General features: G+C 69.6%; 28 protein-coding genes and 1 tRNA gene. 13 read left to right on the top strand and 16 right to left on the bottom strand.

Translation table 11 applies throughout. From position 1 onward, the window contains the following. The first annotated feature begins 41 nt into the window (after positions 1 to 41). Genes Q344_RS0111050 through Q344_RS0111040 form a run of 3 tightly spaced genes read left to right on the top strand, consistent with a single transcriptional unit; the run spans position 42 to position 1,228 of the window. Complete coding sequence (locus tag Q344_RS0111050) at positions 42 to 374, top strand: ArsR/SmtB family transcription factor (RefSeq protein WP_028286752.1); 333 nt, start codon at positions 42 to 44, stop codon at positions 372 to 374. Continuing rightward, positions 371 to 850 (top strand): SRPBCC family protein, encoded by a 480-nt coding sequence (locus Q344_RS0111045; RefSeq protein WP_028286751.1) that lies wholly within the window; start codon positions 371 to 373, stop codon positions 848 to 850. The genes Q344_RS0111050 and Q344_RS0111045 overlap by 4 nt, the downstream gene beginning before the upstream one ends. Before the next feature lie 57 nt (positions 851 to 907). Beyond that, positions 908 to 1,228: a YciI family protein gene (locus tag Q344_RS0111040; protein ID WP_028286750.1), complete on the top strand. Its 321-nt coding sequence runs from the start codon at positions 908 to 910 to the stop codon at positions 1,226 to 1,228. A gap of 236 nt (positions 1,229 to 1,464) precedes the next feature. Here Q344_RS0111040 and Q344_RS0111035 read toward each other — a convergent pair whose 3' ends face one another. The 6 genes from Q344_RS0111035 to nth all read right to left on the bottom strand — a co-directional run bounded on the left by Q344_RS0111035 (position 1,465) and on the right by nth (position 9,296). Further along, a complete protein-coding gene (locus Q344_RS0111035; protein ID WP_028286749.1) occupies positions 1,465 to 3,801 on the bottom strand; it encodes an aldehyde dehydrogenase family protein in 2,337 nt (778 codons plus the stop codon). Between the two features lie 46 nt (positions 3,802 to 3,847). Further along, positions 3,848 to 4,837, bottom strand: coding sequence for a deoxyribose-phosphate aldolase (deoC, locus tag Q344_RS0111030; protein WP_028286748.1), 990 nt, complete (start codon positions 4,835 to 4,837; stop codon positions 3,848 to 3,850). 72 nt (positions 4,838 to 4,909) lie between these two features. Beyond that, positions 4,910 to 5,650 carry a 2-dehydro-3-deoxygalactonokinase gene (locus Q344_RS23780; RefSeq protein ID WP_051630578.1) on the bottom strand — a complete coding sequence of 247 codons (741 nt, stop codon included), beginning with the start codon at positions 5,648 to 5,650 and terminating at the stop codon, positions 4,910 to 4,912. An 11-nt stretch (positions 5,651 to 5,661) separates the two neighbouring features. After that, entirely contained in the window at positions 5,662 to 7,413 is a 1,752-nt protein-coding gene (locus Q344_RS23775; protein WP_156954721.1) for a SulP family inorganic anion transporter, read from the bottom strand. A 255-nt stretch (positions 7,414 to 7,668) separates the two neighbouring features. Beyond that, a complete protein-coding gene (locus Q344_RS0111015; protein ID WP_028286747.1) occupies positions 7,669 to 8,655 on the bottom strand; it encodes an adenosine kinase in 987 nt (328 codons plus the stop codon). After that, entirely contained in the window at positions 8,652 to 9,296 is a 645-nt protein-coding gene (gene nth, locus Q344_RS0111010) for an endonuclease III (protein ID WP_028286746.1), read from the bottom strand. The genes Q344_RS0111015 and nth overlap by 4 nt, the downstream gene beginning before the upstream one ends. Positions 9,297 to 9,393: 97 nt before the next feature. On the opposite strand from nth, the gene Q344_RS0111005 reads away from it, so the two are divergent. Beyond that, positions 9,394 to 10,011, top strand: a complete 618-nt coding sequence (locus Q344_RS0111005) for a Hint domain-containing protein (RefSeq protein ID WP_028286745.1) — start codon at positions 9,394 to 9,396, stop codon at positions 10,009 to 10,011. Positions 10,012 to 10,014: 3 nt separating this feature from the next. Here the strand turns inward: Q344_RS0111005 and Q344_RS23770 are convergent, their stop codons facing one another. After that, positions 10,015 to 10,482, bottom strand: a complete 468-nt coding sequence (locus Q344_RS23770; protein WP_051630576.1) for an AraC family transcriptional regulator — start codon at positions 10,480 to 10,482, stop codon at positions 10,015 to 10,017. Positions 10,483 to 10,592: 110 nt separating this feature from the next. On the opposite strand from Q344_RS23770, the gene Q344_RS0110995 reads away from it, so the two are divergent. Continuing rightward, complete coding sequence (locus Q344_RS0110995) at positions 10,593 to 11,555, top strand: acetyl-CoA carboxylase carboxyltransferase subunit alpha (RefSeq protein ID WP_028286744.1); 963 nt, start codon at positions 10,593 to 10,595, stop codon at positions 11,553 to 11,555. Between the two features lie 16 nt (positions 11,556 to 11,571). Here Q344_RS0110995 and Q344_RS0110990 read toward each other — a convergent pair whose 3' ends face one another. Genes Q344_RS0110990 through Q344_RS0110980 form a run of 3 tightly spaced genes read right to left on the bottom strand, consistent with a single transcriptional unit; the run spans position 11,572 to position 13,585 of the window. Further along, on the bottom strand, positions 11,572 to 12,204 hold the full coding sequence (locus tag Q344_RS0110990; RefSeq protein WP_028286743.1) for a glutathione S-transferase family protein: 633 nt from the start codon (positions 12,202 to 12,204) through the stop codon (positions 11,572 to 11,574). Then, positions 12,201 to 12,848 (bottom strand): GntR family transcriptional regulator, encoded by a 648-nt coding sequence (locus Q344_RS0110985; protein ID WP_028286742.1) that lies wholly within the window; start codon positions 12,846 to 12,848, stop codon positions 12,201 to 12,203. Before Q344_RS0110985 ends, Q344_RS0110990 begins: the two co-directional genes overlap by 4 nt. A gap of 47 nt (positions 12,849 to 12,895) precedes the next feature. Beyond that, positions 12,896 to 13,585, bottom strand: coding sequence for a M48 family metallopeptidase (locus tag Q344_RS0110980; protein ID WP_028286741.1), 690 nt, complete (start codon positions 13,583 to 13,585; stop codon positions 12,896 to 12,898). A gap of 115 nt (positions 13,586 to 13,700) precedes the next feature. Between Q344_RS0110980 and Q344_RS0110975 the strand changes: the two genes are divergently transcribed. The 3 genes from Q344_RS0110975 (at position 13,701) to Q344_RS0110965 (ending at position 14,940) form a co-directional block, all read left to right on the top strand. Next, positions 13,701 to 14,033 carry a TIGR02300 family protein gene (locus Q344_RS0110975; RefSeq protein WP_028286740.1) on the top strand — a complete coding sequence of 111 codons (333 nt, stop codon included), beginning with the start codon at positions 13,701 to 13,703 and terminating at the stop codon, positions 14,031 to 14,033. 167 nt (positions 14,034 to 14,200) lie between these two features. Beyond that, positions 14,201 to 14,276, top strand: a tRNA-Ala gene (locus Q344_RS0110970). A gap of 151 nt (positions 14,277 to 14,427) precedes the next feature. Further along, positions 14,428 to 14,940 carry a DUF2267 domain-containing protein gene (locus tag Q344_RS0110965; protein ID WP_308423369.1) on the top strand — a complete coding sequence of 171 codons (513 nt, stop codon included), beginning with the start codon at positions 14,428 to 14,430 and terminating at the stop codon, positions 14,938 to 14,940. A gap of 270 nt (positions 14,941 to 15,210) precedes the next feature. Here Q344_RS0110965 and Q344_RS23765 read toward each other — a convergent pair whose 3' ends face one another. Further along, a complete protein-coding gene (locus Q344_RS23765) occupies positions 15,211 to 15,696 on the bottom strand; it encodes an RrF2 family transcriptional regulator (protein ID WP_051630574.1) in 486 nt (161 codons plus the stop codon). A 132-nt stretch (positions 15,697 to 15,828) separates the two neighbouring features. On the opposite strand from Q344_RS23765, the gene Q344_RS0110955 reads away from it, so the two are divergent. Then, positions 15,829 to 16,746 (top strand): NAD(P)/FAD-dependent oxidoreductase, encoded by a 918-nt coding sequence (locus Q344_RS0110955; protein WP_028286738.1) that lies wholly within the window; start codon positions 15,829 to 15,831, stop codon positions 16,744 to 16,746. A 12-nt stretch (positions 16,747 to 16,758) separates the two neighbouring features. Then, positions 16,759 to 17,373 carry an SAM-dependent methyltransferase gene (locus Q344_RS0110950; protein ID WP_028286737.1) on the top strand — a complete coding sequence of 205 codons (615 nt, stop codon included), beginning with the start codon at positions 16,759 to 16,761 and terminating at the stop codon, positions 17,371 to 17,373. 108 nt (positions 17,374 to 17,481) lie between these two features. Here Q344_RS0110950 and Q344_RS0110945 read toward each other — a convergent pair whose 3' ends face one another. Beyond that, positions 17,482 to 18,270 carry an SDR family oxidoreductase gene (locus tag Q344_RS0110945; RefSeq protein ID WP_028286736.1) on the bottom strand — a complete coding sequence of 263 codons (789 nt, stop codon included), beginning with the start codon at positions 18,268 to 18,270 and terminating at the stop codon, positions 17,482 to 17,484. Positions 18,271 to 18,482: 212 nt separating this feature from the next. Between Q344_RS0110945 and Q344_RS0110940 the strand changes: the two genes are divergently transcribed. Further along, complete coding sequence (locus Q344_RS0110940) at positions 18,483 to 19,046, top strand: tyrosine-protein phosphatase (RefSeq protein ID WP_051630572.1); 564 nt, start codon at positions 18,483 to 18,485, stop codon at positions 19,044 to 19,046. Positions 19,047 to 19,156: 110 nt separating this feature from the next. Then, complete coding sequence (locus tag Q344_RS0110935) at positions 19,157 to 20,536, top strand: aspartate aminotransferase family protein (protein ID WP_028286734.1); 1,380 nt, start codon at positions 19,157 to 19,159, stop codon at positions 20,534 to 20,536. Positions 20,537 to 20,780: 244 nt separating this feature from the next. On the opposite strand, the gene Q344_RS0110930 is transcribed toward Q344_RS0110935, so the two are convergent. Genes Q344_RS0110930 through Q344_RS0110920 form a run of 3 tightly spaced genes read right to left on the bottom strand, consistent with a single transcriptional unit; the run spans position 20,781 to position 22,806 of the window. Then, positions 20,781 to 21,569 carry a metal ABC transporter permease gene (locus Q344_RS0110930; protein WP_028286733.1) on the bottom strand — a complete coding sequence of 263 codons (789 nt, stop codon included), beginning with the start codon at positions 21,567 to 21,569 and terminating at the stop codon, positions 20,781 to 20,783. Continuing rightward, positions 21,569 to 22,336 carry an ATP-binding cassette domain-containing protein gene (locus Q344_RS0110925; RefSeq protein WP_028286732.1) on the bottom strand — a complete coding sequence of 256 codons (768 nt, stop codon included), beginning with the start codon at positions 22,334 to 22,336 and terminating at the stop codon, positions 21,569 to 21,571. Before Q344_RS0110925 ends, Q344_RS0110930 begins: the two co-directional genes overlap by 1 nt. Next, complete coding sequence (locus tag Q344_RS0110920) at positions 22,333 to 22,806, bottom strand: helix-turn-helix domain-containing protein (RefSeq protein ID WP_028286731.1); 474 nt, start codon at positions 22,804 to 22,806, stop codon at positions 22,333 to 22,335. The genes Q344_RS0110925 and Q344_RS0110920 overlap by 4 nt, the downstream gene beginning before the upstream one ends. Before the next feature lie 62 nt (positions 22,807 to 22,868). Between Q344_RS0110920 and Q344_RS0110915 the strand changes: the two genes are divergently transcribed. Next, complete coding sequence (locus Q344_RS0110915) at positions 22,869 to 23,909, top strand: zinc ABC transporter substrate-binding protein (RefSeq protein WP_036539110.1); 1,041 nt, start codon at positions 22,869 to 22,871, stop codon at positions 23,907 to 23,909. A 3-nt stretch (positions 23,910 to 23,912) separates the two neighbouring features. Here the strand turns inward: Q344_RS0110915 and Q344_RS0110910 are convergent, their stop codons facing one another. Continuing rightward, entirely contained in the window at positions 23,913 to 25,178 is a 1,266-nt protein-coding gene (locus Q344_RS0110910; RefSeq protein WP_028286729.1) for a glycerate kinase type-2 family protein, read from the bottom strand. Positions 25,179 to 25,241: the final 63 nt, after the last annotated feature.

Here is a 25,241-nt window from a genome sequence, read left to right as displayed (position 1 = left end):
TAACACTTGCGTTAATTAACCGAATCGCGAATATTCGGGTCATGAGCGATCTGACCCGAACCTTTGCCGCATTGTCCGACCCGACCCGCCTGTCGCTGGTCGAGACCCTGATCCGCCGGGGCGAGCTGCCCGCGGGCGATCTGGTGGCCGAGGCCGCGATCTCCGCTCCCGCCATCTCGCGCCACCTGAAGGTGCTGCGCGAGGCGGGGCTGGTGGAGCAGCGGGCGCAGGGCACGCATCGCTTCTATGCCGTCCGCCCCGAGGCGCTGCGCGCCATCGTGGACTGGACCATGGACCACCGCGCGTTCTGGAGCACCAGCCTCGACCGGCTCGACACGCTCCTCGCGCTCGATCCCGGGGAGGGAGAGCGATGAAGGATGCCGAAACGGCGGACGTGGAATTCGTCCGCGACTATCCCGTGGCGCTGGCGCGTCTCTGGCGCGCGGTGACCGAACCGGTCCAGCTGATCCAGTGGTTCGGACCCGAGGGTGTCTATCTCGCGGAATGCGAGATGGATTTCCGCCGGACCGGGCCGTGGCATTGCGTGATGGTCGGCAAGGAAAGCGGCGACCGTTTCCACGTCTCGGGCCAGATCACCTCGGTCCGCCCGCCCGAAGGCCGGGCCGGCTCTGTCGGCTTCACCTGGGCCTGGCACGACCCGGACGGGACCCGCGGGGCGGAGAGCCACGTGACCTTCACCGTCGAGGAGACCGCGACCGGCGCGCGCCTGACGCTCACGCACCGCGCGCTCGACTCGGTCGAGACGGCGCAGAGCCACACGCGGGGCTGGCTCTCGACGCTCCGCAAGCTGGACGTCCTGCTCGATCCGAACCCGACGCTTCAGGAGTGACCCGAGGGGCGTCGCCCGACGTCTTCCCGAAATTCTTTGACCCGAAAGGAAAACAGAATGCCTCAGTATCTCTACATATACCACGGATCCGCCGACTCCGTCCCCGTCACGCCCGAGGAGCAGGAGGCCGGGATGAAGGCCTGGGGCGACTGGATGGAGAAGGTCGGACCGGCCATGACCAACCCCGGCGAGCCGGTCGGGAAATCGAAAGCGGTGACCGCCGAGGGCGTGGTGGACGATGTCCCGAACGCCGCCTTCGGCTACTCGATCGTCGAGGCGCCGGACATCGCGACCGCCTGCGAGATGGCCAGGGGCAACCCGATGGTGGCCGGGGGCGGCTCGGTCGAGGTCGCGGAGATCATGCCGATCCCGATGTGACCGGCGGGGTGGGGGGCCGGACCCGCTGTTGCTTGCCCTGCCACCGACGGCGCGCGCGCCCGGCTTGACTGCCCGAGGCGCGTGCGGATGGCGGCCCGTCAGGGGGCGCTGCCCCCGTCGCCCTGAGGGCGACTCCCCCGGGATACATGGACCAGAGGAAGGAGGGGGGCGCAGCGCCCCCCTTTGTCGTTCCGCAAATGCTCCCGCCGGAGGCAGCGCAGCCGGGGCCGGCCAGGTCATTCGCCGTAGGGGATCCAGACGGTCTTCACCTCGGTTGCCGCGTCGAGGAAGGCGTGGATGTCGGGGCGCGCCCAGTCGGTCGCCTTGCCGTTGTTCACCCAGGTCCGCTTGAGGTTGCCGGCGCTCTCGCGTTCGATCACCGCGGAGAGGTCGGTGGAGGAGAAGCTCCAGACCGCGTCGAGGTCGAGGTGTTTCGCCATGACGGGGCCCAGCTCGGCGTGGCTGCCGGTCAGGATGTTCACCACCCCGCCGGGCAGGTCCGAGGTGTCGAGCACCTGGTAGAAGTCGGTCGCGGCGAGGGGATGCGGCTCGGAGGCCACGAGGACCATGCGGTTGCCCATGGCGATGGCCGGGCCCATGACCGAGACGAGGCCGAGCAGCGGCGCCTCGTCCGGGCAGAGGGCGCCGATGACGCCGGTCGGTTCGCGCATCGCCAGCGCCGTGCCGCGAATCGGGACGGCGCGGACGTCGCCGCCGTACTTGTCCGCCCAGGCGGCGCAGGTGAAGAGGCGGTCGATGGCGGCCAGCACCTCCTGCGCGCCATCCTGGCCGGTCATCGCGTCGAGGCGGGCGGCGAATTCCGAGGCGCGGGCCGAGAGGTTCTCGGCGATGTAGTAGAGGATCTGCGCCCGCAGGTGCCCGGTCGATTTCGCCCAGGCCCCGGCGGCCTGCGCCGCCTCGACGGCGTTGCGCACATCCTTGCGGTTGGCGAGGCCGACATGGCCGAGCGGCGTGCCGTCATGGCCGTGGATCGTCCGGGAATAGCCCCCGTCGGGCCGCGCCTGCTTGCCCCCGACATAGAGTTTGGCGGTGCGGTCGAGCCCCTCGACGGGCCCGTTCTCGCCGGTCTCGGCCTCGCGCGGGGCGAGCGTCTCGGGGCTGTCCTTCGGCGCGGTGTAGGCCGTCAGCCCCTCCCATCCGCCTTCCCGGCCGAAGCCGCTTTCGCGCACGCCGCCGAAGCCCGCGGCGGCGTCGAACATGTTGGTGCCGTTGACCCAGACGACGCCGGCCTTCAGCTTCGGCGCCACGTCGAGGGCGAGGTTGACGTTCTCGCTCCAGAGCGTCGCGGCGAGCCCGTAGCGGGTGTTGTTGGCGAGGCTCACCGCCTCGGCGGGGGTGCGGAAGGTGGTCGAGACGAGGACGGGGCCGAAGATCTCCTCCTGCATCAGCGGGTCGGCGGGATCGAGGCCGGTGATCAGCGTCGGCGGGTAGAAGCAGCCCGAGGCGGGCATGTCGCAGGCGGCGCGGTGGACCTCACCGGCGGTGTTCGCATCGACCAGCCGGGTGATCGTGTCGAGCTGCACCGGATCCACGATGGCGCCCACGTCGATGCACTTGTCGAGGGGATCGCCGACGCGGAGCTTGTCCATCCGGGCCTTGAGGCGGGTGTGGAAGCTCTCGGCGATGCCCTCCTGCACGATCAGGCGGGAGCCGGCGCAGCAGACCTGGCCCTGGTTGAACCAGATCGCGTCCACCAGCCCCTCGATGGCGCTGTCGATGTCGGCGTCGTCGAAGACGATGTAGGGGGACTTGCCGCCCAGCTCCAGCGTCAGCGCCTTGCCCTGGCCCGCGGTGGCGCGGCGGATGCGGCGGCCGACCTCGGTGGAGCCGGTGAAGGCGACCTTGTCGGCCTCGTCATGGGTGACGATCATCTCGCCGGTGGCGCCGTCGCCGGTGATGATGTTCACCACGCCCGGCGGCACGCCCGCCTGACGGCAGATGTCGGCGAAGAGGAGCGCGGTGAGCGAGGTGTATTCGGCCGGTTTCAGCACCACGCTGTTGCCCATGGCGATGGCGGGCGCGATCTTCCACGCCAGCATCAGCAGCGGGAAGTTCCACGGGATCACCTGACCGCAGACGCCGATGGCGCGGCGGTCGGGCAGCTCGGTCTCCATGATCTGCGCCATGCCGGCGTGATAGTAGAAATGCCGCTGCGCGAGCGGGATGTCGATGTCGCGGCTCTCGCGGATCGGCTTGCCGTTGTCGAGCGTCTCGAGCACCGCGAAGAGGCGGGCGTTCTTCTGCAGGAGCCGCGCGATGGCGTAGAGGACGCGGGCGCGGGCGTGGCCGCCGGATCCTTCCCAGCCGGGCTGGGCCTTGCGGGCGGCGGCGAAGGCGGCGTCCACGTCGGCCTGCGTGCCGCGGGAGATGTTGGCGAGGATCTCGCCGGTCGCGGGGTTGCGGCTCTCGAAGGTCTCGCCGGGCTCGGTGAAGGCGCCGTCGATGAAATGGCCGAAGCTGGCGCCCTGGTCGACGATCCAGGCCAGCGCGTCCTCGGCGGATTCGGGGGCGGGGCCGTAGTCCATGGTGTCGAAGATTTCCTTGACGGTCATCGGGTGGCCTCCTTCGTCTGTGCGGCGCCTCGGGTCTGCATCTCGATCACCCCGCCGCGTGCCGCCAGGCGGCGGAATAGGCGCCGGTGACATGGTGTTCGAGCTGGCGCTCGATGTCGCCCAGCAGGGACGACGCGCCGAAGCGGAAGAGGTCGGGCTGGAGCCAGCGGTTGCCGAGCTCGTCCTTCACCAGCGCGAGGTAGGTCACCGCGTCCTTCGCCTTGGAGATCCCGCCCGCGGGCTTGTAGCCGACCCGGAAACCGGTGCGCTCGTGATAGGCGCGGATCGCGCGCATCATCACGAGGGAGACGGGGAGGGTGGCGTTCACCCCCTCCTTGCCGGTGGAGGTCTTGATGAAATCGGCCCCCGCCATCATGCAGACGAGCGACGCCCGGGCGACGTTGCGGAGCGTGCCCAGCTCGCCGGTGGCGAGGATCGCCTTCACGTGGGCCTCGCCGCAGGCGGCGCGGAACTCGCGCATCTCGTCGTAGAGCGCCTGCCAGTCGCCGGTCAGGACGTGGCGGCGGGAGATGACGATGTCGATCTCCTTGGCGCCCGCGGCGACGCTCTCGCCGATCTCGGCGACGCGCAGGCGGTAGGGCGACAGGCCCGCGGGGAAGCCGGTGGACACGGCGGCGACGGGGATGTTCGTGCCTTCGAGCGCGGCGACCGCGGCGGGCACCATCTCGTGGTAGACGCAGACGGCGCCGGTGGTCAGCCCCTCGACGCCGAGCGCTTCGAGGATGTCGGCGCGGACCGGCTGTTTCGCCTTCGCGCAGAGCCGGCGGACACGGCCCTCGGTGTCGTCGCCGGACAGCGTTGTCAGGTCGATGCAGGTAATCGCCTTCAAGAGCCAGGCCGCCTGGTAATCCTTCTTGACGGAGCGCCGCCCCGGCAGGGTCGCGGCGCGGCGCTCGATGGCCGAGGTGTTGGCCTGCACGGCGCGCACCCAGTCCATGTCGAGGTCCATGCCCGGATTGCGGGGCTCGACCGTCTGGGGCAGGCCGGGGGCGAGGGTCTCGGTGACTTGGTCCATGGGGCTCCTCCCGATCTTGGGCAAAAGCGTGTCACGGCCGGGGAAGCAAGGCAAGGCGGGCGCAGGGTCAGCCTAGCGGGTCAGGCCGAATTTCGTCCCGAGCGCGGTCATCCCCTTTTCGGCCATCGCGGCGGCCGAGGCGACGGTGACGGCCATGCCCTGCGCCTCGAGCGCGGCACGGTAGGCGCCGGCGGCGGGGCCGTCGCCCAGCACCGCGACCTGCTGGCCGAGCCAGAGCGGTTTCGCGGCGGCCAGCTCGGCCCCGATCAGCCAGCCGGTGGCGGTTGCGCCGGAGCGCGCGAGCGCGGCGCTGCGCAGGGCCGTGGCCAGCCGTTCGGGGCGGGAGAGCGCGGCCGAGACGGCCTCGGGGTCCGGGGTCTCGACCGGCAGGCCGAGCGCGCCGGAGAGCCGCAGGCTCAGCGCGCTCTGCAGGAAGACCGCCTCGCCCGCGCTGATGCTCAGCCAGTGGGTGACGGACCCGGGCATGCAGATCACCCCGTCCCAGTCGCCGTTCAGCGCGAGAAACCCGAGCGCGGTGAGCCGTGCGCCGTCGATCCGGTGGCGCGGGTTGCCCTGTTCGAGCCCCGGCAGCACCAGCGCGCCGGCGCCGGTCATGAGCTGGTCGGGCATGACCTTGGCGGGCAGGGCCTCGGGCGGGGCGCTCTCGGCCCCGGCGACGAGGATGCGGTCGGTGTCGATCTCGCCGAAGACCGCGCGGCAGGCGCCCGCGTCGAGCGTGCCGCTCACCGCGCTGCCCGAGAAGCGCCAGCCGCGGGTGCCGTCAACGGTGTTCCAGATGCCGACCCATTCCATGACGCCGGGATCTAGGCCCCGGCGGCCACAGGGTCAATCCGTGCCGGCCCTTGCGGTCCGGTCAGCCGGCGGAAGGCATCGTATTGCGCGAGGAAGACCTCGCCCGTCAGCTGGTCGAGGAAGTGGGAGCGTTTCAGCCGGTCCATCACGGGACCCTTCACCTCGCTCAGGTGCAGCCGGATGTCCATCTCGCCGAGACGGTGGTTGATCTCTTCCAGGGTCTCGAGCGCAGAGAGGTCGATCTCGTTCACCGCGGAGCACATCAGCACGACATGGCGGATCGGCTGGTCGCAGACGACACGGTCCATCACGAGGTCCTGCAGGAAGGCGGCGTTGGCGAAATAGAGGCTCTCGTCGATCCGGATGGTCAGGAGGCTCGGGTGCGTCTCCACGTCGTGCCGCCGGATGTTGCGGAAATGCTGGGTGCCGGGGACGAGGCCCACCTCGGCCACATGCGGGCGCGAGGTCTTGTAGAGATGCAGCCCGACCGACAGGGCGACGCCCGCCGAGACGCCGATCTCGACCCCGAAGACCAGGGTCAGCAGGATCGTCGCGGCGACGGCGGCGAAATCGACGTGCGAATAGGACCATGCGCGTTTCAGGATCGACAGGTCCACCAGCGACAGGACGGCCACGATGATCGTGGCGGCGAGGACGGCGTTCGGCAGGAAATAGAGCAGCGGGGTCAGCACCAGCGCGGCGATCAGGATGCCGAGCGCGGTGAAGGCCCCGGCTGCCGGTGTCTCGGCGCCCGCGTCGAAGTTCACGACCGACCGCGCGAAGCCGCCGGTGACCGGGTAGCCGCCCGAGAAGGCCGCCGCGACGTTCGAGGCGCCGAGGCCGATCAGCTCCTGGTCCGGCACGATCCGCTGCCGCCGCTTGGCGGCGAGGGTGCGCGCGACCGAGACCGATTCGACGAAGCCGATGATCGAGATCAGCAGCGCCGGCACCAGAAGCTCGCGCAGCAGGCCCGGATCCAGCGAGGGCAGCGAGAAGGGCGGCAGGCCCTGCGGCACCGCGCCGACGATCGCCACACCCTTCGCTTCGAGCCCCAGCCCCCAGGTCAGCAGGATCGAGACCGCGACCGCCGCGACCGGCCCGGCGCGGGCCAGCAGCTCGGCCATGCGCGGCCGGAGCCCGGTGCGCAGCAGCAGGGGTTTCAGGCCCTTGCGGACCCAGAACAGGAAGGCCAGCGCGGCCAGGCCGATGGCCAGCGTATAGGGGTTCGTCTGCCCGATGTGCGTCAGGAGCGAGATCAGCAGGTCCGGCAGCGCCTCGCCGTGGGCGGGCACCCCGAGGATGTGCTTGAGCTGCGATGTCGCGATCAGGATGCCCGAGGCGGTGATGAAGCCGGCGATCACCGGGTGCGACAGGAAGTTCGCGAGGAAACCGAGCCGGAGGAGCCCGAGCGCCAGAAGCATCAGCCCCGACAGGAAGGCCAGCGTGATGGCGGCGGTGGCATAGCCCATGGTCCCCGCCTCGGCGATGGCGCCGACGGCCGCGGCGGTCATCAGCGAGACGACGGCGACCGGCCCGACGGCAAGCGCACGCGAGGTGCCGAAGATCGCGTATGCGACAAGCGGCAGGATCGAGGCGTAGAGCCCCATCTCGGCGGGCAGCCCGGCCAGCAGCGCGTAGGCCAGGGATTGCGGGATCAGCATGATCGTGACGATCATCGCGGCCATCAGGTCGCTGGAGAAGGTCTGTCCGTCGTAGCTGCGGCCCCATTCGAGTATGGGCAGGTATCGGCGGACGGTTTTCATCGCGGAAGAGGCGTGCGGCATTCTGGTCTCGCTTCGGTCGCCGGGGTGGAATTCATATATGTTTATTTGAATGTGATATGCAAGGGGGGCTGAAAATCCTCGGTCGCGGTGGCGCGAGAGGCATTGAACCATGCCGGATGTCGCCCGACGAGGCATTTTCGCGGGCAAAGGCGCCGCGGGCCCGGGGCCCCCGGACGGGTGCCGGGTCGGCGGCGCGGTCGCGGCAGGCGCCCGGGCCCGCGGCCCGGTGCGGCGCTAGAGGAGTCCTTCGGCGCGGAACAGTTCGGACAGGTCGGCCTGGGGCCGGGGGCCGACATGGCCGATGACCTCGGCGGCGGCAACGCAGCCCATCCGGCCCGCGACGGCCAGATCCGCCCCCGTGGCGAGGCCGTAGAGGAACCCGGCGGCGAACTGGTCGCCCGCGCCCGTCGCATCCACGGGGGTCACGGGGCGGACGGGGATCACGGCCTCTTCCTCGCCGCGCACGATCACGACGTCATGGCCCGAGCGCGTGCAGGCGATCAGACCGGATTCCGAGGCCGCGGTCTCGAGCGCGAAGCCAAGGTCGTCGGTCTGGTAGAGCGACAGCCATTCCTGTTCGTTGCCGATGACGTAGTCGAGCTCCTTCACCAGCCGCCGGAACTCTGGCCGGTGCCGGTCCACGCAGAACGGGTCCGACAGCGAGATCCCCGCCATCCCCCCGGCGGCGCGGGTGGCGCGCGAGGCGGCCTCGAAGGCCTGCATGCCCTTGGGCTTGTCGTAGAGATAGCCTTCGAGGAACAGGATCCGGGCGTTGGAGGCGACATCTTCCGACACGTCCTCGGGCCCGAGCTCGGCGGAGATGCCGAGATAGGTGTTCATCGAGCGTTCGCCGTCGGGGCTGACGAAGATCATCGAGCGCGAGGTCGGAAGCTCTCCGCCCGCGACGGGCGCGTTGACGAAATCGGTGCCGCCGCGCTCCATCTCCTCGGCGTAGAACTTGCCGAGCGCATCGTCGCGCACCCGGCCGATGAAGCCGGTGGCCAGCCCGAGGCTGCCGATCCCCGCGATGGTGTTGGCGAGCGATCCGCCGGGGGTCTGGACCCGCTCCTTCATCGAGCCGTAGAGCAGCTCTCCCCGTTCCCGCTCCACCAGCTGCATGATGCCCTTCTGGATCCCCATGAGATCGAGAAAGGAATCGTCCGAGCGTGTGATCACGTCGACGATCGCGTTGCCGATGCCGACGACGTCGTATTTTTTCATGGAGTCTTGTCCTCGTATGGGCAGAGATCGCGTATCAGGCAGGCATTGCACTTGGGTTTCCGCGCGACGCAGATGTAGCGCCCGTGCAGGATCAGCCAGTGATGCGCGTGAAGCTGGTAATCGGCCGGGACGTTGTCCTCGATCGCGTGTTCCACCGCGACCACGTCCTTGCCGGGGGCGATTCCGGTGCGGTTGCCGACCCGGAAGATATGGGTGTCGACCGCCTGCGCCGGATAGTGCCACCACATGTTGAGCACGACGTTCGCGGTCTTGCGCCCCACGCCGGGCAGGGATTGCAGCGCGGCGCGGGAATTGGGGACCTCGCCGCCGTATTCCTCGACGATGATCCGGGAGAGCTTGATGACGTTCTTCGCCTTCTGGCGGAACAGCCCGATCGTCTTGATGTGCTCGGTCAGGCCCTCTTCGCCGAGCGCCAGCATCTTCTCGGGCGTGTCCGCCACCTGGAAGAGCCTTCGGGTCGCCTTGTTCACCCCCGCGTCGGTCGCCTGCGCCGACAGCGCCACCGCCACGACGAGCGTGTAGGCGTTCACGTGCTCCAGCTCGCCCTTCGGCTCGGGCTCGGCCTCGTGGAAGCGCGCAAAGATCTCGCGCATGGTGTTATAGGGCAGTTGCTTCGCCATCCGCGCCTTGATGCACGAGCGCGCCGGTGCGGGCAAGCGCGGCGCTTAACCCCATGGCAAGGCAGTTCGGTGATAGTCGCGCAAAAAGGCGTTGCGCATGCTGAACGAACACACCCTCTCCGGCATCGGGCCGGGCACCATGCTGCTGGCCACGACCGGCGAGATCCCGGTGGAATGGCTGGCCCCCGGCGACAAGCTGATCACCCGCGACCACGGCGCGCAGGAGGTGTTGCACATCGTGCGGATGAAGGTCCTGCCCTCGGGCGCGCCGCCGCCGCCGCCGATCGTCTTCCTGCCGGGGGAATACGGCCCGGGCGGCAAGCTGACCGAAAAGCTGCGCGTCGCGCCCGGCACGCGCGCGCTGGTGAAGCGGCCGGAATGCGAAGCCTTCTTCGGCACGGACGAGGTGCTGGCCCGGTTCTCGGACCTCAGCCGCCGCGGGGAGCCGCGCGCCGATCCCTCGATGGGCGGGCTCAGTTACCATATCGTGGTGATGCGCCGGCACGAGATCATCAATGCAGGCTCGCTCTGGATCGAAAGCATGGATGCGGAAAAGGCCCGGCAGACGGAACTGCCCCCGGCCGTCCAGCGCGCGACCGAGCTCTTCGATCCGGCCGCCCGGGCGCCGCGGCGCTGTCTCTCGGCACCCGAGACGGCGCTGCTGCGTGGCGCCGTCCCGCAGGAGGTGTCGCTGCTCGACCTGCTCGCGGCCTGAGGGTCAGGGTTCCAGCGGCAGGTGGATGTCGGTGACGAGCCGGTCCGCCGCGACCTCGTCGGGCGTGTTGTGATAGAGCTCATAGGGCTGGCCCGCGGGCCTGCGCCCCGACCCGGGCAGCCATTCCCCGAACAGCCGGTCGTAGGCGGCGGGCAGCTCCGTGTAGGACCCGTGGTGCGCCAGCACCGCGGCGGGACCGGCCGGCAGGATGACCTCCTCCGCGCCCTCGGGCGTGGCGGTGCCGCGGTCCATCTCGACGGCGGCGAAGCTGCGCAACTCGGCCGGCGGCACCTCGTCCGGGGAATCGTGGAACAGCGCCACCATCGCACCGGCCCGCGCCCGCAACGTGTCGCGGTCCAGGATCTCGTCCAGCCGGGCAAAGGCGGCGCTGATCTGGTCGTAGGGCCCCTTGTGCGGCACGCCGATCAGGCGGCGCTCCGGGATGTCGCGGATCTCGATACGGTCGGTCATGGGGTGTCCTCCTCGGCGTCTCCGACTCCTGCACAACGGCGTGAGCGGCGACGGAGTTGCATCGCGCCCCGCCGCGCTTCATATAGCAGCCAAGCCAATGGAGGTCCCGGATGACCAATTACCTCGACTTCGAACGCCCCCTCGCCGAGATCGAAGGCAAGGCCGAGGAACTGCGCGCCATGGCGCGGCAGAACCCCGAGGCGGATGTCGAACAGGAGGCCGCGCAGCTCGACAAGAAGGCGGCGGACATGCTGGTGAAGCTCTACAAGGAGCTGACGCCGTGGCGGAAATGCCAGGTGGCCCGCCATCCCGACCGGCCGCATTGCCGCGATTACATCGACGCGCTGTTCACCGATTTCACCCCGCTCGCGGGCGACCGCAACTTTGCCGACGACCTCGCCGTGATGGGCGGGCTGGCACGGTTCAACGACCGCCCCGTCGTGGTGATCGGGCAGGAGAAGGGCAACGACACCAAGTCGCGGATCGAACGCAACTTCGGCATGGCCCGGCCCGAGGGCTATCGCAAGGCGATCCGGCTGATGGAGCTGGCGAACAAGTTCGGCCTGCCCGTCGTCACGCTGGTCGACACCCCCGGCGCCTATCCCGGCAAGGGCGCGGAAGAGCGCGGCCAGTCCGAGGCGATCGCCCGCTCGACCGAGAAGTGCCTGCAGATCGGCGTGCCCGTGATCTCGGTCGTGATCGGAGAGGGCGGCTCGGGCGGCGCGGTGGCCTTCGCCACGGCGAACCGGGTCGCGATGCTCGAACATTCCGTCTATTCGGTCATCACGCCCGAGGGCTGCGCCTCGATCCTGTGGAAGGATTCCGAGAAGATGCGAGAGGCCGCCGAGCAGATGCGGCTGACCGCGCAGGACCTCAAGCAGCTTGCCGTGATCGACCGCGTGATCCCCGAACCCCTCGGCGGCGCGCATCGCGATTCCGCGAAGGCCATCGTCGAGGTCGGCAAGGCGATCACCGAGATGCTCTCGCAGCTCGACGGTCTGTCGGCCAAGAAGCTGATCGAGGACCGGCGCAGGAAGTTCCTCGACATCGGGTCCAAGGGCCTCGCCGCCTGACCGGCGCGGGTGCCCGTCAGCCGGGCAGCCCCGGGTCCGTCCGGGCGAGGCTCCTCCGCCCGACCATGGCCTGCCACCACCCATGCAGCGCCGGATGGGCGGCCAGCGCGCGGTAGCCCTCGGGCGCGGCTGTGAAGGCCGCGATCATCGGGGCGAGGTGCAGGTCGGCAAGGGTCAGGCCGGCGCCGTCGAGCACCCGGCCTTCGGCGGCGATCGTCTCGAGCATCGCCAGGACCGGCTGCGCCATGGCGAGCCCCCGCGCCACTGCCTCGCCGTCGCGCTCCTGGCCCAGGGCGGGCGCGAATACCCCGGCCGAATAGACCAGCCGCACCATCGGCCAATAGGCGTAGGCATCCGTGATCCCCTGCACCTGCACCATCCGGGCCTGCGCCGCGGCCTCCTCCGGGATCAGCGGCGGGCCGGGGAAGGCGCGGGCGACATAGGTCAGGATCGCCGCGGTCTCGTGCAGCCGGAAGGTGCCGTGGTCGAGCACCGGCACCCGGTTCATCGGATGCGGGTTCAGCTCCGGCGCGTCGGCGAAGGGGTTCACCTCGTTCATCTCGTAGGCGAGCCCGCGCTCCTCGAGCGCCAGCCGGACGGCCCGGACATAGACCGAGTAGCGGAACCCGTGCAGCGTCAGCCCGCTCACGAGACCAGCATCCGCAGGCCCTGCGTCACGTCGGTGCGCACGGCAAGGCGCAGGCCCGGCTCGTCCCCCGCCCGCAGTGCGGCGATGATGTGCCGGTGGTATTGCGGCGCCTCCCGCCGCCGCATCCTGCCGTAGAGCTTGGCCATCGTGGGCCCGAGCTGGAGCCAGACGGTCTCGGCCATGGCCAGCATCGCCGGGGCCTGCGCGCGCAGGTAGAGGGTGCGGTGGAATTCCAGGTTGGTGCGGATGTAGCCGACCGCGTCCTGCTGGTCGACGCGGTCGCCGATCGCGGCGTTGATGGTCTGCAGCCGGTCGATCAGCGCCAGATGCGCCCGCGGCAGGGCGCGCGAGGCAAGCTCGACCTCGATCAGCGCGCGCAGGGCGGCGAGCTCCTCGATGCGTTCGTTCGACAGGTCCGGCGTCGCGACCCGTCCCGAGGCCGAGAGGGTCAGCGCGCCCTCGGCCACCAGCCGGCGCACCGCCTCGCGCGCGGGGGTCATCGACACGCCGTATTCCTTGCCGATCCCGCGCAGGGTCAGCGCCGCGCCGGGCGGGATCTCGCCATGCATGATGCGCGTCCGCAGCCCGCGATAGGTGCGGTCATGGGCCGAGGGCGAGGGATCGGGGCGCGGGTTGATCAGCATGGCGGGAGTGTGATCACAAACCGCGCGCCGGTCAATCCGCCGCTCCGTCAGTCGAACCGATAGGCGTGCAGCGCGGCCCCGTTCTGCCGCAGCCACGCGCGCTGCGCCTTGTAGGGGCCGTGGATCCGCTCGACCGCCTGCCAGAAGGCGGGGGAATGATTCATCTCGGCCAGGTGCGCGACCTCGTGCGCGGCGACGTAGGAGAGCACCTCGGGCGGCGCCAGCACCAGCCGCCACGAATACATCAGCCCGCCGTCCGCGGTGCAGGACCCCCATCTCGACCGCGTGTCGCGGAGCGTCAGCCGGGCATAGCTCCGCCCCAGCCTCTGCGCATAGAGGTCCGAGGCCGCCGCCAGCCGGTCCCGCGCCAGCGCCTTCAGCCACGCCCCGGCCCGACGCCCGGCCGTCGCCGGATCGCCCGAGACCAGCAGCGCCTCGTCGGTCAGCCTCAGGCCGCGGCCCGCGCCCGGGCGGAGGTCGCGTTCGATCCCCTCCACGGGCAGGCGCGCGCCGATCCCGACCTCCACCACCGGCGCGCGGCGGTCGAGGTGGCCGCGCAGCCATGCGGCCTTTTCGCTGGCGAAGGCCATCGCCTCGCGCTCGCTGACGCCGCGGGGCAGCGTCAGGGTTACCCGCCCGTCGATGCCGGACACGCGAAGGCTGATTCTCCGCGCCCGGGCGGATCGTTTCAGGTTGACCTCGACCGGGGGGTTGCCCGGGAGGATGTGCTGCCCCATATGCCTGTAGTTCCCCGCCCCTGACTGCTTTACTGGAAAGGCTTTGACAGCCCCATCCCGTTATGGCAGGTGGCGCGGACCGCCGACAAGAGATGTCACCAAAAGGGGATCACCCATGCCCAAGGAAGAATGGGGCACGAAGCGCGTTTGCCCGACCACCGGCAAACGGTTTTACGACCTGAACGCCAATCCGATCATCAGCCCCTACACGGGCGAGGTGGTCGAGATTGACACCGCCCGCGGGCGCACGATCGTCGCCGATGCCGAAGACGCAGAGACCAAGAAGCTCCGCACCCGGTCCAAGGACGACGACAGCGACGACGTGATCGAGGACGACGACGACGTCGATGTGGATCTGGACGACGATCTGCTGGAAGACGATGACGACGACGACAACGTTTCGCTCGACGAGATCGCTGATGTCTCGAGCGATGAAAGCGAGGACTGAGCGCCCTTTGCGCCGGTTCCCGACCTTGCAGCGCCGCGCCCCCCGGGTGCGGCGTTCGTCGTTCGCGGGGACCGTCCGGGCCGCGGCGTCAGGCGCCGTTTTTTTGCTTGAACCTCTCCGCGCGCCACACTAGATAGCCGCAACGGGCCGCAGGGTCGGCCCGTAACGGGGCCTTAGCTCAGCTGGGAGAGCGCTTGCATGGCATGCAAGAGGTCAGGGGTTCGATCCCCCTAGGCTCCACCAAATCCCCCCGGACGGTATCACATAGCTCTGCCCTTTCCGTCGGAAGCGTTGCCTCTGACCGGGCGACCTGCGCCGAAGCGGCCATTCCCTGCGGCTGGCGCGAGCGTCGGCGGTGCGGACGAAACGGTCATTCGTCTATTCGACAAATCTCGTGAATTTCGATATCGGTGTGGGAAACGATGCCGTTGAAGGGGATCAGCTACCCATGCCGATGCCATGGACATATCGACACGCTTCCAAGGAATGGCGCGCTTTCCTCGATGATGTGAAAGAGCGCATGTCCCTTGAGTCCGACAACATGGCGTACACGGCGGTCGATGCGGTCCTGCAGGTGTTTCGGCGTCGTTTGAACGCTCAAGAGGGTTTGGAATTCGCAAGTGTCCTGCCGACCGTTCTTCGTGCGATTTTCGTGCACAACTGGGATGTTACGGAACCCCGCGCTGAATTTTATGACCGCGAAAAGCTCGTTTCCGAGGTCAAAGCGGTGAGGGTGAACCACAACCTGACGCCGGACAATGCCATTGAGGCGACGGCATGGGCGGTTCGGCGAACCACCAACCGGAGAGACTTCGAGCGAGTGTTGGCGAAGCTACCGGGCGAAGCGCGCGACTTTTGGCACGTAGATGTCGCAGATCCTGCCGAGCTGGAGCAAAGGATCATCTAGCTGCTTTGCAGCATCTGTCACTCTGGGCTCGAAGCCGACCTTCGCTGCAGCTCGCCAGAGCGTCTCATGTGCGGACTTTCCGGTCATTCGGCGATTGCCCGGTGCGATTGCGGCATGACGACGGAGTTGCTGCGCAGCTGCAGCACGCGCGGCTCTGCGCCACAACGCGGATCACGGAAGCAGTCGATCAATGCGGCACCGGTCACGAGGCTCAGATTTGCATCGTCGACTGACGTCCCGCGGATGCCGATTGCCTTTCGGAGCCGCAAGTCATGCGCCAGGTTCGGACTGCGGCTCCAGGCCGGCGCTGAAGGAGGGGCCGCCAGACGCCTGATCGGCGACCTGGTCTTCAAAGTCCTTTGCCACGTCCTCGACCCGGATCTCGGCGAACCGCGCAAGCAGCTGCGCCTCGACCTCGCGCAGCGATGCGTCGAGCCTGGTATCCACCGCCTTCTCGACCAGGCAACCGGAGGGGTCCGCGTTGGGACCGATGTTGAACAGGGGCGGCGCACCAACGGCCTCGTAGACATCGCGCAGCGTCACGTCGGTCAGGGACCGGGCAAGTTTCCAGCCCCCGCCATGGCCTTTTTCCGACGTGACGATGCCCCTGTCGCGCAGGCCTCCCATCATCCGGCGCACCACCACCGGATTGGTCGAGATCATCTTCGATATCTGCTCTGACGTCGCGAGCGCCACATGGCGGTCCATGTGGATGAGCACATGCAGCATACGGGAAAGGCGCAGGTCGCGGGGCATCTGGCGTGATCCTCTATCGGTCCCCGATGTCTAGCACCCGTCACGCAACATTTCAAGTTTCGTGTCTTGCCGGCCTCTGCCGAATCACGTAACTCTCCGTGTTGCATCAAACCGGATCAGAGGGGCGCTTTCATGGACCACGACGTCGCCATCATCGGCGGCAGCTTCGCCGGGCTCTCGGCCGCCATGCAGCTGGCCCGGGCCCGGCGAAATGTGCTCGTGCTCGACACCGGAGCGCCACGCAATCGATACGCGGCCGCATCCCATGGCTTTCCCGGCCAGGACGGCAGGCGCCCCGAGGACATCAGGAATGCGCTGCGCGCCGAGCTTGGCGCCTATCCCACCGTGACGTTCCGGGACGCCGAGGCGATGCATGCGTCCCGTCAGGGAGCCGGCTTCCGCCTTTCGCTCTCGGCCGGAGAGGCGCTCACGGCCAGGCGGCTCATCCTCGCCTACGGTGTGCGCGACACCCTGCCCGACGTGCCGGGCCTGTCCCGGCGCTGGGGCGCGAGCGTGCTGCATTGCCCGTACTGCCATGGCTACGAGTTGAACCGGCGACCGTTGGGCGTTCTGGCGAGCGGCGAGGCTGCGATGCACCAGGCGATGCTGCTGCCCGACTGGGGGCCGACCACGCTCTTCACGCAAGGCAGCTTCGCGCCGGCCCCGGAGGCGCGCCGGATGCTGGCCGCCCGAGGCGTCGCTCTCGAAGACACGCCGATCACGGCGCTGCTCGGACCGGCCCCGGCGCTCGAGGCGGTGCGGCTGGCCGACGGGCGCGAGATCGCCGCGGCGGGCCTTTTCGTCGCGCCGCAGACAGCACCGTCGAGCGAGCTGGGCGCCTCGCTCGGCTGCATCGCGAAAGACGGCCCGACCGGACCCTACCTCGCCGTCGACGCGCTGCAGGCCACGAGCGTTCCCGGCGTCTTCGCGGCGGGGGATATCGCCAACCCGATGGCCAATGCGACGCTGGCAGCGGCGGCGGGCGTGATGGCCGGGGTCGCCGCGCACCGGTCGCTGATCTTCGATCCCGATCTCACCGATGCCGCCTGAAGGAGAAAACCGATGCAGACCGAAACCATCTGGAACGACATCTACGCCACGGGCCCGCAGACCTCGTCGGGCAAGCCGGGGCTGGCGCTTTCGCAGTTTGCGGGGCCCTTGCGCCCCGGCTCGGCACTCGAGCTCGGCTGTGCCCGGGGTGACGACGCCGTCTGGCTGGCCCGGCAGGGCTGGCGGGTGACAGCGGTCGACGTCTCGTCCGTTGCGCTCGGGATCGCCGCGCGCAACGCCGAGGCCGCGGGGGTTTCGGATCGCATCCGGTTCGAGGCCCGCGATCTTGCCCTCTCCTGTCCCGAGGGCCGCTTCGACCTCGTCACCGCCAGCTTCCTGCATTCGCCCGGGGACTGGCCCCGTGGCGAAGTGCTGGCACGGGCCGCCGAGGGAGTGACGCCGGGCGGTCACATTCTGATCGTGGAGCACGCCTCGCGCGCGCCCTGGTCCTGGTCGCCCGAAGATACCCGCTTCCCGACAGCCGAGGATACGCTCGCGTCGATGCAGCTCTCGCCTGAGGCGTGGACGCACCGATGCCTCTGTCCCGTTGCCCGAACCGCCACAGGGCCGGACGGACAAAGCGCAACCGTGACTGACAACGTTCTCTTCCTGCAACGATTGCGCTGATGGACACAGGCGTGCTGACGGTATGTCTGCGCCAGGTCGACGGAACGGTCTTCCAGGAGCTCCCGCGTTCGCGTGTGGCCGGTGGCATGCACCCCGGCCACACGGCGCTCACTTGTCGATCGAGCCGCCCAGATGGGCGTTCACGATACCGCCGTCGACGGTCAGCGTGTTGCCCACGACGTAATCCCCGGACGGCGCCGCAAGGTAGAGCGCCGCGGCGGCGATGTCCTCGGGCTTGCCGATCCGGCCGTTCGGGATCCGCTTGCCGACGTCGTCGCCGTGATCCCGCGCGGCGGTGTTCATGTCCGAGGCGAAGGCGCCGGGCGCGATGGCGGTGACGTTGATCTGGTCCTGGATCAACTCGGCGGCGACGCGCCGGGTGAGGTAGATCAGCCCGGCCTTAGACGCGTGGTAGGCATAGGTGTCCCAGGGGTTCAGCCGCTGCCCGTCGATCGAGGCGATGTTGATCACCTTCGCGGGCCGCTCGGCCGAGGCGCGGGCCTTCAGCATCCCGCGCAGCTTCTGGGTCAGGAAGAACGGCGCCTTGAGGTTGAGGTCCATCGAGCGGTCCCAGCCCTTTTCCGGGAACTCGTCGAAGCTGGCGCCCCAGGCGATACCCGCGTTGTTGACCAGGATGTCGAGCCCGTCCTCGTGCTCCTTCAGCTGGGCGACGAGGCTCTCGATCCCCTCCATGGTCGAGACGTCGGCGGGCAGGGCGATGCAGTTCGGGCCGAGCTCTTCGGCGGTCTCGAAGCAGACGTCGGCCTTGCGCGACGAGATGTAGACCTTCGCACCCGCGGCGATGAAGGCCTCGGCGAAATGCTTGCCCAGGCCGCGGGACCCGCCGGTGATGAGCGCCACCCGGCCTTCGAGCGAGAAGAGTTTCGAGATGTCCATGTTGCCTCCCTGTAGCTCGTCCGGCTCAGGCCATGTCGGCTGCCGGACATCGCAGGCGACTATAGAGGCCGCGCCGGGATGTGGAAGAAGGCGACAGAAAATTACCCGGAGGCGGGGCAAGGGCAGGATGCCGCAGCCGGAGTCGCTTGCCTGAGGGTGCGGGCGGGGTGCATGACGGTCACAATCGGATTTCTCTATGTGAGGGGCGGATAATGCGACGCTGGGTGATGCGCGCCGCGCAGGCGGCGGGACTGCTTCTGCTGGTGGCCGCGCTCTGGCGCGGCTGGCTCGAGGTCACGGGGAACTTCCACGAGGTGCGGGCGGGGCTGCTCTATCGCTCGGCCCAGCTGTCTCCGGAACGGCTGGACCGGGAGATCACCGCCCATGGCATCCGCTCGGTGCTGAACCTGCGCGGCGCCGATCCGGCGGCCGGGTGGTGGCGCGGCGAGGTCGCCGTCACCGAAAGGCGCGGCGTGACCCATGCGGATCTCGCGCTGGACGCATGGTCCGAGCCCGATCCCGAGCGGCTCGCCCGGCTGATGGAGCTGATCGACACGCTGCCGCGCCCGCTGCTGATCCACTGCCAGAGCGGCGCTGACCGCTCGGGTCTCGCCTCGGCGCTGTTCCTCGCCCGAGCCGCGCAGGCGACGGAGTTCCAGGCGGAATGGCAATTGTCGTTCTTCTACGGCCATGTCTCCATGCCGACGGCGAAGGCCTGGCCCATGGACCGGACCTGGGAGGCGCTCGAGCCCGCGCTCGGCTACGAAGGCAGCTGAGGGGGCCGCGACAGACCTGCGTAAGGCGGCTGTGCGCCGGCTGCGGTTGACTCTTTCCTCCGGTGGGGCGCAACTCGTCGCAGAACTGCGCATAGCCGAAAGGGTCCGCCATGAACCACCTGCCGAATTCGATCGAGGCGCGTGACGCCGCCGTCCACATGCATCCCTACACCGACGCCCGCGCGCTCCAGCAGAACGGTCCGACGGTCATGGCGAAGGGCGAGGGGGTCCATGTCTGGGACACCAACGGCAAGCAGTACATCGAGGCTATGGCCGGGCTCTGGTCCGTGGGCATCGGCTTCTCCGAGCCGCGCCTCGTCGAGGCGGCCGCGAAGCAGATGGCCGAGCTGCCCTATTACCACACCTTCGCGATGCGCTCGCACACCCCGGCGATCGAGCTGGCCGAGAAGCTGATCGGGATGGCGCCGAAGCTCGAGAACCCGATGTCGAAGGTCTTCTTCACCAACTCGGGCTCCGAGGCCAACGACACCGTCGTCAAGATGATCTGGTACCGCGCCAACGCCATGGGCCAGCCGCAGCGGAAGAAGATCATCAGCCGGATCAAGGGCTATCACGGGATCACCATCGCCTCGGGCTCGATGACCGGGCTGCCGGCGAACCACGGCTCCTTCGACCTGCCGCTGCCGGGCTTCCTGCACACCGGCTCGCCCCACCACTGGCGCGAGGCGGCGGACGGCGAGAGCGAGGAGGACTTCTCGAAGCGCCGCGCGCAGGAGCTCGAGGAGATGATCCTGGCCGAAGGCCCCGACACGATCGCCGCCTTCATCGGCGAGCCGGTGATGGGCGCGGGCGGCGTGATCGTCCCGCCGAAGGGCTACTGGGCCGAGATCCAGAAGGTGCTGAAGAAATACGACATCCTGCTGATCGCCGACGAGGTGATCAACGGGCTCGGCCGGACCGGCAACATGTGGGGCTCGGAGACCTGCGAGATGCAGCCCGACATCATGGTGAGCTCGAAGCAGCTGTCGTCGTCCTACCTGCCGATCTCGGCCATCATGCTGAACGACAAGGTCTTCGAGCCGATCGCCGATGAATCGAACCGCATCGGCACCTTCGGGCACGGTTTCACCGGCGGCGGCCACCCGGTCGCCGCGGCGGTGGCGCTGGAGAACCTGAAGATCATCGAGGAGCGCGACCTCCTGGGCAACGTCCGCGAGGTCGGCCCCTACATGCAGGAGAAGCTGGGCGCGCTGACCGCGCATCCGCTGGTCGGCGAGAAGCGCGGCATCGGGCTGATCGCGGCGCTGGAGCTGGTGACCGACAAGCAGGCGAAGACCGCGCTCGAGAAGCCCGGCGCGCTTGGCGCCAGGGTCGGCGCCGCGGTCTTCGAGGCCGGCCTGATCTGCCGCAACATGGGCGACGCGCTGGCCTTCTGCCCGCCGATGATCATCACCAAGCCGCAGATCGACGAGCTGGTCGGCAAGGTCGAGGGCGCGCTCGACCAGGTGGCCGGAGAGCTCGGGCTCTGAGGGCTTTGGTCTCGTAATGGAGAGACGCCCTCGCCTCAGGCGGGGGCGTTTTCGTTTCGGGCAGGGGGGTCCGGTCGGAAGCCCGGCCCGCATCTCCGCCTTCGGGTCGGCGCACGGGGGCGAGCTTGTCCCGATGTCCGGCCTGCACGCGTGGACAGGGCGGATGGAGCCTGCGACCACGCATCCCGGAGCCGGGCAGGTGTCCGGAGCCGATGGCACGCGCGGGACAGGTCGAAAACCTGACCTACCCCCGCAGTCGCCCCAGCACATTCGTCACCGCGAAGACCATCGCTGCCGTCGCCACGATGCTCGGCCCTGCGGGCGCGTCCAGCCGGAACGCCAGCCAGAGCCCGCCGAGCGCCGCCACCGCGGCGATGCCTGCCGCCGCCGCCACCATCTGTTCGGGCGTGCGGGACAGGGGCCGGGCCGCGGCGGCCGGGATGATGACCAGCGCCGTGATCAGCAGCGCACCCACCACCTTGATCGAGACCGCGACAACCACCGCCAGCGCGATCGTCAGCACCCGTTTCTCCCGCCCCGGATCGATGCCCGAGGCCGCCGCGAGATCGGGGTTCACCGTCGCCGTCAGCAGCGCCTGCCAACGCCAGGCCAGCACGGCGGCCACCAGCGCGCCACCGCCCCAGATCACCGCCAGATCGCCGCGCGACACCGACAGGATGTCGCCGAAGAGGTAGGATTCGAGGTCGAGCCGCGCCCCCGGCACGAAGGTCACCGCGATCAGGCCGATGGCCAGGGCGGAATGCGCGAGCACCCCCAGCACCGTGTCCATGCCCTGCCGCCGGTCCGACAGCGCCGCGATGATCAGCGCCATCGCCAGCGCCACCGCGAGCACGCCCCATGTCACCGGCAGCGCGAGGCCCAGCGACAGCGCGACGCCCAGGATCGCCGCATGGGCCGTGGCGTCGCCGAAATAGGCCATCCGGCGCCAGACCACGAAACAGCCCAGGGTCGAGGCCACCAGCCCCACGCCGAGCGCCGCCAGCGCCGCACGGATCAGGAAATCGTCGAGCATCAATGCGCTCCGTGGTGCCCGTGGTCATGCGCATGGTCATGGTCATGCGCATGATCGTGGTGATGGTCGTGATCGTGCCGGTAGAGCGCCAGCGCACCCTGCGTCCCGCTGCCGAACAATGCCCGGTACTCGGGCGCGGAGGAGACATGCTCGGGCGCGCCCTCGCAGCAGACGTGGCCGTTCAGGCAGATCACCCGGTCGCTCGCGCTCATCACCACGTGGAGTTCGTGGCTGACCATGAGCACCGCGCAGCCGAGGTCGCGGCGCAGGTCCTCGATCAGCCGGTAGAAGGCGGCGGAACCGGGCTGGTCCAGCCCCTGCGTCGCCTCGTCCAGCATCAGCACATGGGGGTCCTGCAGCAGCGCCCGGGCCAGCAGGACCCGCTGGAACTGCCCGCCCGAGAGGTCCGACATCTGGGTTTTCTCCACGCCGTCCTCGAGCCCCACGCGCAGCAGGGCGGCGCGCGCCGCGGCCGGGTCGGCGCGGTGCGGCAGATCGAGGAACCGGCGGGCGGTGAGCGGCAGGGTCGGGTCCACGTGCAGCTTCTGCGGCACGTAGCCGAGGCGCAGGCCCGGCATGCGGGAGATGCTGCCCGCGCTCGCCGTCTCGGCCCCCGCAAGCAGCCGCAGCAGGGTCGATTTGCCCGATCCGTTCGGACCGACGATGGTCACGATCTCGCCGGGGGCGAGGCGGAAATCCACATGGTCCAGCACCCGCCGCCCGCCGTAGCGTTTCGCCAGCCCGCGCGCGGTGATCAGGTCGCTCACGCTGCGGCCACCTGGCAGGCGGGGCAGAGACCCTCGGCCTCCACGACCGTGGTCTCGACCGCGAATCCGGCCGCGCCTTCGATGGGCGAGGGCGCCTCGGCCTCGGCCACCTGCCCGCAGGCGCGGCAGATCAGGAAGGCGGGCGCATGGGCCTCGCCGGGATGGCCGCAGGCGATGAAGGCGTTCAGCCGTTCGATCCGGTGCGCGAATCCGTTCTCGACGAGGAAGTTCAGCGCGCGGTAGGCCACCGGCGGCTTGGAGCCCAGCCCCTCGGCCGCCAGCCGGTCCAGCACGTCGTAGGCGCCGAGCGCAACGTGGCTTTCCAGCAGGATCTCGAGCACCCGCCGGCGCACCGGCGTGAACTGGAGGCGCCGCGCCGCACATTCCGCCTGCGCGACGTCCAGCGCCGAGGCGATGCAGCTCGCGTGATCGTGGCTTTGGAAGCCGATGGGTGTCCTGTCGTTTTTCATCTTGAATTGTTATAATGTATCAAATAGCCCGTGACCAGACATAAATTCCCGGAGACCTGCCGATGCGCACCGTTTTGACCGCCAGCCTGATCGCCTTTGCCGCGCCTGCCGCTGCCGATGTTCCGAATGTCGTGACGGACATCGCGCCGGTCCATTCCCTCGTGGCCTCGGTCATGGAGGGTGTGGGAGAGCCGTACCTGCTCATCGAGCCGGGCGTTTCGCCGCACCATTACGCGCTCAAACCCTCGGAAGCGAGGAAGATCTCCAATGCGGACGTGGTGTTCTGGATCGGGGAGGAGGACACGCCGTGGCTGGGCGAGACGGTCGAAACCCTCGCGCCGGACGCGACGTCGGTCGAGATGCTGGACCTCGAGGGCTCGATCCTGCTGCCGGTCCGGGAAGGCGGCAATTTCGCGCCGCACGACCATGGTGGCGAGGGGCACGAGCATGCGGACGGGCATGACGAGCACGCGGCCGGGCACGACGATCACGACCACGCAGACGGGCACGACGATCACGACCACGCAGACGGGCACGACGATCACGCGAAAGCGGCCGGGCATGACGATCATGACCACGCGGCTCACGGCACCGATCCGCATGCCTGGCTCGACCCGCGCAACGCCCAGACGTGGCTGCGCGCCATTGCCGAGATCCTTGCGGAGGCCGATCCCGAGAATGCCGTCGCCTACCGCGCCAATGCCGAAAGGACGGCCGAGGAGCTCGGGACGCTCGACGTGACCATCGCGGTCCGGCTGAAGGACACGCCCCGCGGCTTCATCACCTTCCACGACGCCTACCAGTATTTCGAGAACCGGTTCGACATTCGTGCCCGGGGCGCGCTGTCGGCCTCGGACGCGGTGGAGCCCGGACCCGCCCGCGTCGCGGCCCTGCGCGAGATGGTGCAGCGCGAAGGGGTCTCGTGCCTGTTCGCGGAGCCGCAGTTCAATCCCCGGCAGGTGGCGACGCTGGCCGAGGACCTGAACCTGCGGACCGGCACGCTCGACCCGATCGGCGCGCAGCTCGAACCCGGCCCGGCGCTCTACGGGCGGCTGGTGACGGGCATCGCCGATGCGCTGATGGTCTGCCTGAACGGCGAGTGAGCCTCAGCGCACCAGGATCGCGCGGAAGTCGTTGACGTTCGTGCCGGTCGGTCCCGGCACGAACAGCAGCCCCGCCGCGTCGAAGGCACCCCAGGCGTCGTTGGCGCCGAGCGCCTCGGCGGGGTCGATGCCCGCCGCACGCATCTCGGCCGTGGTCTCGCCATCCGCGAAGGCCCCGGCGTTGTCCTCGGACCCGTCGATCCCGTCGGTGTCCGCGGCCAGCGCCGCCACGCCGGGCACACCCTCCAGCGCGATGGCGAGCGACAGCAGGAATTCACTGTTGCGGCCGCCGCGTCCGCCCTTGCCCCTGAGCGTGACGGTCGTCTCTCCGCCCGACAGGATCACCACCGGCTTCGCGAAGGGGCGGTCGCGTCGGGCGACCTCACGCGCGATGGCGGCATGGACCTTGGCGACCTCGCGCGCCTCGCCCTCGACCGCGTCGGACAGGATCACGGCCGGCACCCCCTGCGCCGCGGCACGCGCGGCCGCCGCCTCGAGCGAGCGGGCGGCGGAGGCGATGACCTGCACCTCGTTCCGGGCAAAGGCCGTGTCGTCGGGGGCGGGGGCGTCCTCGGGGGCCGCGTCCAGGTGGCGGATGATCCGGTCCGGCAGGGCGATCCCGTAGGTCCGGATCGCCGCCAGCGCCTCGGCCCGTCCCGTGCGGCTCGGGACCGTGGGGCCCGAGGCGACCTCGGCCGGGTCGTCGCCCGGCACGTCCGACACCACCAGCGTCACCACGCGCGCAGGCGCCGCGGCGGCGGCAAGGCGGCCGCCCTTGACCCGGCTGACCTGCTTGCGGATCGCGTTCATGGCCGAGATCGGCGCGCCCGAGGACAGGAGCGCCTCGTTCAGCGCCGCCTCGTCCGCCAGCGTCAGCCCGTCCGGCGGCGCGGCCAGCAGCGCGGAGCCGCCGCCGGTGATCAGCGCCACGACGAGGTCGTCCTCCGTCAGCCCGTCGAGCGCCGCCAGGACCTCCCGAGTCGCGGCCTCTCCGGCGGCGTCCGGCACCGGGTGCGCGGCCTCGATCACCTTCAGCCGGCGGCAGGGGGCGGCATAGCCGTAGCGGGTGACGACGACGCCCTCGACCGGCGCGCCCCATGCGTCCTCGAAGGCCGCGGCAAGCTGTGCGGCGCCCTTCCCGGCACCGATCACCACGGTCTTTCCTACAGGTTTTTCAGGCAGATGCGCCTTCAGCGCCTCACCGGGGTCGGCCGCGGCCACGGCGGCGTCGAAGAGGCTGACAAGGAAGGCGCGGGTGTCGTCGGTCATGCTCATGCCCCGACCCTAGGGCCTTGCACCGCGCCTCGCCAGCGAGATTGCCAAAGTCCCGTG

The sequence above is a fragment of the Pseudooceanicola nanhaiensis DSM 18065 genome, from assembly GCF_000688295.1.
Taxonomy (GTDB): domain Bacteria; phylum Pseudomonadota; class Alphaproteobacteria; order Rhodobacterales; family Rhodobacteraceae; genus Pseudooceanicola; species Pseudooceanicola nanhaiensis.
Note: the sequence above shows the minus strand (reverse complement) of the source record. Positions and strands in the feature narration are given on the sequence as shown.

Bases quoted from the DNA above. Each gene is read 5' to 3' on its own strand.
- Q344_RS0110995 (WP_028286744.1), top strand. From the start codon at position 10,593: ATGACCAATTACCTCGACTTCGAACGCCCCCTCGCCGAGATCGAAGGC.
- Q344_RS23765 (WP_051630574.1), bottom strand. From the start codon at position 15,696: ATGCCCCGCGACCTGCGCCTTTCCCGTATGCTGCATGTGCTCATCCAC.
- Q344_RS0110920 (WP_028286731.1), bottom strand. From the start codon at position 22,806: ATGAAAAACGACAGGACACCCATCGGCTTCCAAAGCCACGATCACGCG.
- Q344_RS0110945 (WP_028286736.1), bottom strand. From the start codon at position 18,270: ATGGACATCTCGAAACTCTTCTCGCTCGAAGGCCGGGTGGCGCTCATC.
- Q344_RS0110940 (WP_051630572.1), top strand. From the start codon at position 18,483: ATGCGACGCTGGGTGATGCGCGCCGCGCAGGCGGCGGGACTGCTTCTG.
- Q344_RS0110910 (WP_028286729.1), bottom strand. From the start codon at position 25,178: ATGACCGACGACACCCGCGCCTTCCTTGTCAGCCTCTTCGACGCCGCC.
- Q344_RS0111050 (WP_028286752.1), top strand. From the start codon at position 42: ATGAGCGATCTGACCCGAACCTTTGCCGCATTGTCCGACCCGACCCGC.
- Q344_RS0111005 (WP_028286745.1), top strand. From the start codon at position 9,394: ATGCTGAACGAACACACCCTCTCCGGCATCGGGCCGGGCACCATGCTG.
- nth (WP_028286746.1), bottom strand. From the start codon at position 9,296: ATGGCGAAGCAACTGCCCTATAACACCATGCGCGAGATCTTTGCGCGC.
- Q344_RS23775 (WP_156954721.1), bottom strand. From the start codon at position 7,413: ATGAAAACCGTCCGCCGATACCTGCCCATACTCGAATGGGGCCGCAGC.
- Q344_RS0110985 (WP_028286742.1), bottom strand. From the start codon at position 12,848: ATGCTGATCAACCCGCGCCCCGATCCCTCGCCCTCGGCCCATGACCGC.
- Q344_RS0110955 (WP_028286738.1), top strand. From the start codon at position 15,829: ATGGACCACGACGTCGCCATCATCGGCGGCAGCTTCGCCGGGCTCTCG.
- Q344_RS0110980 (WP_028286741.1), bottom strand. From the start codon at position 13,585: ATGGGGCAGCACATCCTCCCGGGCAACCCCCCGGTCGAGGTCAACCTG.
- Q344_RS0110935 (WP_028286734.1), top strand. From the start codon at position 19,157: ATGAACCACCTGCCGAATTCGATCGAGGCGCGTGACGCCGCCGTCCAC.
- Q344_RS23780 (WP_051630578.1), bottom strand. From the start codon at position 5,650: ATGGAATGGGTCGGCATCTGGAACACCGTTGACGGCACCCGCGGCTGG.
- deoC (WP_028286748.1), bottom strand. From the start codon at position 4,837: ATGGACCAAGTCACCGAGACCCTCGCCCCCGGCCTGCCCCAGACGGTC.
- Q344_RS23770 (WP_051630576.1), bottom strand. From the start codon at position 10,482: ATGACCGACCGTATCGAGATCCGCGACATCCCGGAGCGCCGCCTGATC.
- Q344_RS0110930 (WP_028286733.1), bottom strand. From the start codon at position 21,569: ATGCTCGACGATTTCCTGATCCGTGCGGCGCTGGCGGCGCTCGGCGTG.
- Q344_RS0111040 (WP_028286750.1), top strand. From the start codon at position 908: ATGCCTCAGTATCTCTACATATACCACGGATCCGCCGACTCCGTCCCC.
- Q344_RS0111035 (WP_028286749.1), bottom strand. From the start codon at position 3,801: ATGACCGTCAAGGAAATCTTCGACACCATGGACTACGGCCCCGCCCCC.
- Q344_RS0111015 (WP_028286747.1), bottom strand. From the start codon at position 8,655: ATGAAAAAATACGACGTCGTCGGCATCGGCAACGCGATCGTCGACGTG.
- Q344_RS0110975 (WP_028286740.1), top strand. From the start codon at position 13,701: ATGCCCAAGGAAGAATGGGGCACGAAGCGCGTTTGCCCGACCACCGGC.
- Q344_RS0111045 (WP_028286751.1), top strand. From the start codon at position 371: ATGAAGGATGCCGAAACGGCGGACGTGGAATTCGTCCGCGACTATCCC.
- Q344_RS0110915 (WP_036539110.1), top strand. From the start codon at position 22,869: ATGCGCACCGTTTTGACCGCCAGCCTGATCGCCTTTGCCGCGCCTGCC.
- Q344_RS0110950 (WP_028286737.1), top strand. From the start codon at position 16,759: ATGCAGACCGAAACCATCTGGAACGACATCTACGCCACGGGCCCGCAG.